This is a genomic window from Ferruginibacter sp. (genome assembly GCF_031430955.1).
Taxonomy (GTDB): domain Bacteria; phylum Bacteroidota; class Bacteroidia; order Chitinophagales; family Chitinophagaceae; genus Ferruginibacter.
In genome coordinates, this window is the sequence record NZ_JANPCM010000515.1 from 1 (window position 1) to 7,296 (window position 7,296).

The window sequence follows — 7,296 nt, forward strand, 5'->3', positions numbered from 1 at the left end:
GAAGGCTACGAATGGAGCGAAGGCCCTCTGTGGATTGAAAAACACAATATGCTTTTGTTCAGCGATGTGCCTATGAACACGGTGTATAAATGGACAGAAGCAAACGGAGCAGAAGCGTATTTGAAACCCAGCGGCTACACCGGTACTGCACCAAGTAAATGCAAAGAACCAGGCAGCAACGGATTAACAGTAGATACCGATGGGCATTTTGTATTATGCCAGCATGGCGACAGAAGTGTGGCAATAATGGATGCCCCATTTGATAAACCAGCAGCAAAATTTATTACCCTTGCAGATAAGTTTGAAAATAAAAAACTCAATAGTCCTAATGATTTAGTGTTTAACAGTAACGGCGATTTATTTTTTACCGACCCGCCCTATGGTTTATTTACACAAGATGATACCGACAGTGCCAAAGAAATAAAACACAATGGTGTTTATAAAGTAAAAAAAGATGGTACAGTAATTTTATTAGTTGATTCAATTACAAGACCCAACGGCCTTGCATTTTTCCCCGGAGAAAAAAAACTCCTTATTGCCAACAGCGATCCTGCTAAACCAGTTTGGTATATTTATGATGTTGCAGGTGATTCATTAATTAACGGAAAAATATTTTTTGATGCCTCTAATAATGAGCAAAACTGGAATGGCCTGCCAGATGGTTTAAAAATAAATAAGCAGGGCATTGTATTTGCCACCGGCCCTGGCGGTGTGTATATTTTTAACAGCGATGGAAAGAAATTGGGGTTGATAAAACTGGAAAATTCAACAAGTAATTGTGCACTTTCGCCGGATGAAAAAATTTTGTATGTTACCAATGATATGTATGTGTTACGAATTTCTTTAAGGTAATACACCTAATTTGACAACTATAACAATTAGATTTTTAACTAAAAACTTTTATTAAATGGTCAACAAAATCAAGTATTTATTTCGTATAACCTTATATCTGTTTATTTTATTTTTTTACCAATCAGCCTATGCACAAGACGGTACTATTTATCCATTGGATGCCCCCAAGGAACCCAATGCTATTCCTTTAGGAACTGGAGGAGTAAGTAATCAACCTGCTGAGGAAAGCTGGTTTAAGCAATGGGGCGACCCGATGGCAAGAAATATTACAAGAGCTACACTTACTCCTTTTTTTCCTAAACCCGGTACAGCTAACGGAACTACAGTAATTGTTGCACCAGGTGGAGGGTTTAGGTGGCTTTCAATGGGCAATGAAGGTTGGGAAGTGGCAGAAGCGTTGGCTGCAAAGGGTATTACAGCATTTGTACTAAAGTACCGGTTGCACCCTACGCCACCAGGTCTAACAGATTTTGGTGATTGGATGAATAGGCCTCGTAACACACCACCGCCAACAAAAGATACTACTGGTAATAAACCCACAACAAATAATCTATTACAAACAGACTTAACAAATCAATTGCAAGATGCAGAAGCTGCTTATGCTATGATTGTGAAAAGAGCAAAAGAGTGGGGTGTAGATACAACTAAAATTGGAATGATTGGATTTTCGGCTGGTGCTGGACTTACTATGCATGTTACATTGAATTCAAAGAAAATAAAGTTAGCTTTTATAGGTCCAATTTATGGTGGTATGGGTCCAGTAGAAGTGCCTAAAAATGCACCACCGATGTTTTGTGCAATTGCTTCGGATGATTTTTTATTCAGAGGGCAATTTGGCGTTATTGACTCTTGGTTTAAAGCTGGCATACCTGTTGAATTTCATCTTTACCAAAATGGCGGTCATGGTTTTGGCTTAGGTAATCCAAATCGTACAAGTAATAAATGGTTCGATTCTTTCATTTATTGGCTGGAGGTTAATAAATTATTAATTAAAAAATAATTTAAAAATTTGATGAGGTTTATAGTATTAAAGATTCAATAAATTAGAAACAATTAAAAATACATTTCGTCTTTTAAAAAATTATTTATCAGATTAATATCAAATGATTTAGATAATGAACAAGGAAACTGGTGGCTTGCTAATCTTGAAATGGAAGCAGCTTTAAAATACAAGGGCTATAATTTTAAGTTTGAAAAAGGCATCTGAAGCCATAGTGGAAAACATGGTGGCAGTATTTTGCCACAGGCGCTTATTTGGCTTTGGAATAATACTTAATACAACAAAATACAAAGCAATGAAATTGTATAATACCATTAATGGCATTGTAATAGAATTTAAGGATAAGTTTTCTGTAATTAAAGAAAACTGGGAAACATTTATTAATAACGATAACGTTTTTGAAAAAGCTAAGGCATCAATTGCTGCTGCAACGCAAGTTGATAAATCAGCCATAGCAAACTTGTTACCCACCATTGGCAGCAACCAGGAATTATGGGCCTGCGGTGTTACTTACTTACGAAGCAAAGTGGGCAGGCAGGAAGAAAGTAAATTAAGTGGTGGTGCCGATTTTTATGCCAAAGTATATGAAGCAGAAAGACCGGAAGTTTTTTTTAAATCAACACCACACCGTATTGTTGGCACCAATGCTTTTGTAAGGATAAGAAAAGATTCCACCTGGGATGTACCCGAGCCCGAACTGACTTTAGTGGTAACATCATCAGGAAAAATTATTGGCTATACCATTGGCAACGATATGAGCAGCCGCAGTATTGAAGGAGAAAATCCTTTGTACCTGCCGCAGGCAAAAACCTATGATGCCTGTGCAGCATTGGGACCATGTATTTTTGTTACCAATAAAATTGAGGCCCACACAACTATTCATCTTGAAATAAACAGAAACAGTACAACTGTTTTTAAAGACAGTATTGCAATAAGCCAGATGAAAAGGACACTGGAAGAATTAGTTTCTTTTGTTTACCGTGAATGCAGTTTTCCTTATGGTTGTTTAATTATGACGGGTACGGGCATTGTGCCGCCCAATAATTTTACTTTGCAACCGGGTGATGAAATAAAAATTTCTATTGATAATATTGGCACACTCATTAATACTGTTCAATAATTATGATAATCATCACCATTATTTTTGCCATTGGCTTACAGGTATTTCTTTCTGTAAAAAAAGTAAGCCCATTTTTATCATTATTAATTGTTGCATTGCTAACCGGTTTGCTTTTGGGTATGGATACGTCAGATTTATTAAAGTCGGTAGAAAAAGGTGTGGGCAGTACATTGGGTGGTTTAGCATTAATCATTTGCCTGGGCGCCATACTCGGTAAAATATTAGAGATAAGCGGGGCTGCAGAACAAATTTCGGCTACACTAATAAAAAGTTTTGGGCAAAAAAATATTCAATGGGCAGTTTTACTTACGGGATTTTTAATTGGCATTCCACTTTATTACAATGCAGGTTTTATAATTCTTGTACCATTAGTTTTTACTTTGGCAAGAAAAACAGGATTACCATTATTGTACATCGTTATTCCAATGGCGGCTGCGCTAAGCACTACACATTGTTTTTTACCGCCGCACCCCGGCCCTGTTGTTTTGGTAAATGCATTTAAAGCTGATATGGGCAAAACATTAATTTATGGTTTACTAATTGCTATACCTGCCGTTATTATAGCCGGACCATTTTTAGGAAGAATTTTACAAAGAATAAAAACTGATACTTCTTTTCTTTTTGCTGCTGAACAAAATCTTACAGAAAAAAAATTACCCGGTATTTTTCCAAGTTTTATTATTGCATTGCTGCCCGTTTTATTAATTACTCTTTCAGTACTTGCCAATAATTTTTTAAAAGAATCTTCACTTTTTAAAACTATAATACTTTTTATTGGCGACTCTACCATTGCATTACTTATTGCTGTTATTGCTGGCATTTATTTTTTTGGATTACGTAATGGCTATAAAATGGAAAACATTATGCAATGGTTAAACGATGCTATTTCAGGCATCGCCATGATTTTATTAATTATTACTGCCGGCGGTATTTTTAAACAGGTATTAATTGACAGCGGCACCGGCGAATACATTGCCACCTTCAGCACAAAATGGCAAATGCCCCCATTAATTTTTGGCTGGCTTGTAACTGCTGTATTAAGAGTTGCTATTGGTTCTGCAACTGTTGCAGGCATAACAGCTGCAGGTATTGTATCGCCATTGGTAGCAACAGGTGTTGCATCGCCGGAGTTGATGGTGCTTGCAGTGGGTGCAGGCAGTGTTTTTGGTTCTCACATTAACGACTCCGGTTTTTGGATGTTTAAAGAATTTTTTAAACTTACACTCAGGCAAACTTTTTTATCGTGGACAGTTATGGAAACAGTAATATCTATTTTAGGATTGATTGGTGTTTTGGTTTTAAATATGTTTGTCTGAATAAAAAAATATTATTCTTCAATTCAAATAAAATTATTTTTCATTTATTTTTTATTCCCCAATGCTCCCAGTATCCCCAACTCAAGCCCTCTAATTTCTGCCAAGCCTTTTAACCTGCCAATTGCAGAGTAACCAGGATTGGTAATTTTATTTAAATCGTCCAGCATTTGGTGGCCATGGTCGGGGCGAAAGGGAAGTGAAATTTTTCTATCCTGTTGTAACTGTACAATTTCTTTTACTACAGCATACATATCATTATCGCCGCCTAAGTGATCGGCTTCAAAAAAATTTCCTTCAGTATCTTTTTTTACATTACGTAAATGGATGAAATGTATTTTATCTCCTAATGCTTTTACCATTGCCGGCAAATCATTTTTTGCTGAAGCACCTAACGATCCGGTACAAAAGCAAACACCATTGGCATTATTTTCCACTTTACCTAAAAAATACTTAAAGTCATCGTAGCAACTTACCACTCTTGGCAAACCTAAAATTGGAAAAGGCGGATCATCCGGATGTATCGCCAATTTTACATTGCACTCCATGGCCACTTCACTTATTTCTTTTTGAAAATAGCAAAGGTTATCTCTTAAAGCATTGGCATCAATATCGCTGTACGATTCCAATTTTTTCAGCATATCATTGGTGGTATATTTTTCCTCGCCGGGAATGCCAAACATTACTACATCTGCAAGTGCTTCTAATTCTTTTGCAGTATATTTTTTATACCGTTCTTCCGCCTGTTGTAAAATTGAGGTTGAATAAGAAGCCGCAGCATTTTTTCTTTTCAAAATAAAAATATCGAATACAGCAAGATCAACCCAGTTAAAATAAAGTGCAAGCGCACCAGTGGGCATTTTATAATTTAAAGAAGTTCTTGTCCAGTCGTTTACCGGCATAAAGTTATAAGTGATAACCGGAACGCCACAAGAGGCCACATTGCGAATAGATGTTTTATATTTTTCAATATAATCTTTGTAATTACCAGTTCTTGTTTTTATACTTTCATGTACTGTTATACTTTCCACTACCGACCAGTTAAGTCCGGCATTTTCAATTACTGCTTTTCGCTTTAAAATTTCTTCCACCGTCCAAACTTCGCCATGCGGTACCTGGTGCAGTGCAGTAACCACTCCTGTTGCACCTGTTTGTTTTACATGCTGCAAACTTACCGGGTCGGATGGGCCAAACCAGCGCCACGTTTGTTCCATTTTATACATTAGCATTTTTTAAAAAATTTACGGGGATAAAAAAGTGATGCATTACACACCAGCTTTATTTTAAAAAAGGTAAAGTTAATAAAAAACTGTTCTGTTAGATTATCTGAGTGTTAAGCAATTTTGGAAGTTGGCCAAACTTATAAACTATGCTTAGATTCTTATTTATTGAAGATGGAAACTAATGCTATAATTAATAATTCTTGCACTCAAAGGCAGATGTTGCTTTACAATAATTTAATCAAAAGAAAATTTAAACACTGTTTTACTGTAAAACTCCTCCCCTGCATTTAAAACTGTGGAGGGAAAGTGGCGGTGATTGGGTGCATCAGGAAAATGTTGCGTTTCCAGGCAAAAGCCGGAACGCTTATGGTAAATGATACCATTTTTTCCTTTTATATTTTGAAGAAAATTACCTGTATATAAATGCACAGCCGGTTCTGTTGTATAAACATCCATCGTTATTCCCGATGCAGGCTCTTTTACAACAACTGCATGTTTTAAAATTGGGGTGTGTTGTTTTTCCAATACAAAACTATGGTCGTATCCGTTGCTTAACTGTAACTGCTCATTATCTTTTAACAAATCTTCCCCTATTTTTTTGGGTTGAGAGAAATCAAAAGGTGTATTGTGTACAGCTGCAATTTCACCTGTGGGTACCTGCAATTTATTTACGGGTAAATAATAATTACTGAGTATTTTTAATTCGTGATCATCAATTTTATTTGAAGGATTGCCTGACAAATTAAAATAGGTATGTTGTGTTAAATTAATCAATGTAGTTTTATTGCATACGGCTTTGTATTCAATACTCCATACATCTTCATCATCCAGCGTATAAATTACTTCAAGCTGCAACTCACCGGGAAAACCTTCTTCCAGGTGAGGACTTACATATTCAAAAACAATTCCGCTTTTACCTTCCTGCTCAAAAGATGTTGCCTGAAATATTTTTTTATTAAATCCCTCAAGGCCTCCATGCAAATGATAACCGCCTTCTCTTAAATGCAGTTTATAGGTTGTATTATCCAGCACCACAGTACCACCTGCCACACGGTTTGCATACCTTCCCACTACAGTGCCTAAATAAAATTCATCGGCCTGGTAATCGGAATGTGTATCATAGCCTAATACTACATCAGTAAGTTTACCCTGTTTATCTTTTACAAATAAAGAAACTACTGCAGCACCTAAATTAGAAACAATAAGTCTTGTTCCATTTGCATTTTCAATGGTATGCAAACTTAATTGTGGCAATGTTTTTTTTGTTGCCGTTGTAATTGTTTCAGTAATTATGTTTTCAGTTTCGTATTTCACTTGCAACTGGTTATTAATGATATAAAAGAGGCTTTAGGAATTTACACTCCTTACAATATTACCTGCCCTGTAAAAATTTATAACGGAACAACTACAAATTTAGAAGTGGCTGTTTTGGCTTCGGATATTTGTCCCACTTCTGCCCAGCCCGATGTAGATTCCACCAATCCAAAATGAATAAAGTTTTTTATTGTACCGAGTACACTTTTTTTAATGGAAAACTCAATAACATTTTTTCCTCCGGTGGTGGATAAGCTGGAAAATTTCATGACATCAGCGAACGACGCAATGGGTGTCCATGAAAAAGCAGTTTGCGGGCCTGAGTGTACAAACACATCACCCCAGCCACCGATAGGGCTGCCTTCTATTAAAAAGTCGGCACCTGAATGCAACGGATAATACCAGGTGTTAAACCCAGTAGCAACATTATTATCTGCATCCATATAAATATCAATAATTTCCATTTTCATATTG

General features: G+C 36.3%; 7 protein-coding genes. 4 read left to right on the plus strand and 3 right to left on the minus strand.

All coding sequences use genetic code 11. From position 1 onward, the window contains the following. The 4 genes from ACY65O_RS14510 to ACY65O_RS14525 form a co-directional block, all read left to right on the plus strand. On the plus strand, window positions 1–852 hold an 852-nt coding region (locus tag ACY65O_RS14510; RefSeq protein WP_462221576.1), incomplete at its 5' end, for an SMP-30/gluconolactonase/LRE family protein. 55 nt (window positions 853–907) lie between these two features. Then, a complete protein-coding gene (locus tag ACY65O_RS14515) occupies window positions 908–1,852 on the plus strand; it encodes an alpha/beta hydrolase (protein ID WP_462221577.1) in 945 nt (314 codons plus the stop codon). Between the two features lie 190 nt (window positions 1,853–2,042). Next, window positions 2,043–2,972: a fumarylacetoacetate hydrolase family protein gene (locus tag ACY65O_RS14520; RefSeq protein WP_462221578.1), complete on the plus strand. Its 930-nt coding sequence runs from the start codon at window positions 2,043–2,045 to the stop codon at window positions 2,970–2,972. 2 nt (window positions 2,973–2,974) lie between these two features. Further along, on the plus strand, window positions 2,975–4,288 hold the full coding sequence (locus ACY65O_RS14525) for a gluconate:H+ symporter (protein WP_462221579.1): 1,314 nt from the start codon (window positions 2,975–2,977) through the stop codon (window positions 4,286–4,288). 44 nt (window positions 4,289–4,332) lie between these two features. Here ACY65O_RS14525 and uxuA read toward each other — a convergent pair whose 3' ends face one another. The 3 genes from uxuA to ACY65O_RS14540 form a co-directional block, all read right to left on the minus strand. Beyond that, window positions 4,333–5,499 (minus strand): mannonate dehydratase, encoded by a 1,167-nt coding sequence (uxuA, locus tag ACY65O_RS14530; RefSeq protein WP_462221580.1) that lies wholly within the window; start codon window positions 5,497–5,499, stop codon window positions 4,333–4,335. Between the two features lie 243 nt (window positions 5,500–5,742). Further along, window positions 5,743–6,822: an aldose epimerase family protein gene (locus ACY65O_RS14535; protein ID WP_462221581.1), complete on the minus strand. Its 1,080-nt coding sequence runs from the start codon at window positions 6,820–6,822 to the stop codon at window positions 5,743–5,745. A gap of 77 nt (window positions 6,823–6,899) precedes the next feature. Then, window positions 6,900–7,296 (minus strand): hypothetical protein (locus tag ACY65O_RS14540; protein ID WP_462221582.1); only part of this gene is annotated, 397 nt, incomplete at its 5' end.

Excerpts from the sequence above, each read along its gene's own strand:
- ACY65O_RS14515 (WP_462221577.1), top strand. The coding sequence starts at position 908 with ATGGTCAACAAAATCAAGTATTTATTTCGTATAACCTTATATCTGTTT.
- uxuA (WP_462221580.1), bottom strand. The coding sequence starts at position 5,499 with ATGGAACAAACGTGGCGCTGGTTTGGCCCATCCGACCCGGTAAGTTTG.
- ACY65O_RS14525 (WP_462221579.1), top strand. The coding sequence starts at position 2,975 with ATGATAATCATCACCATTATTTTTGCCATTGGCTTACAGGTATTTCTT.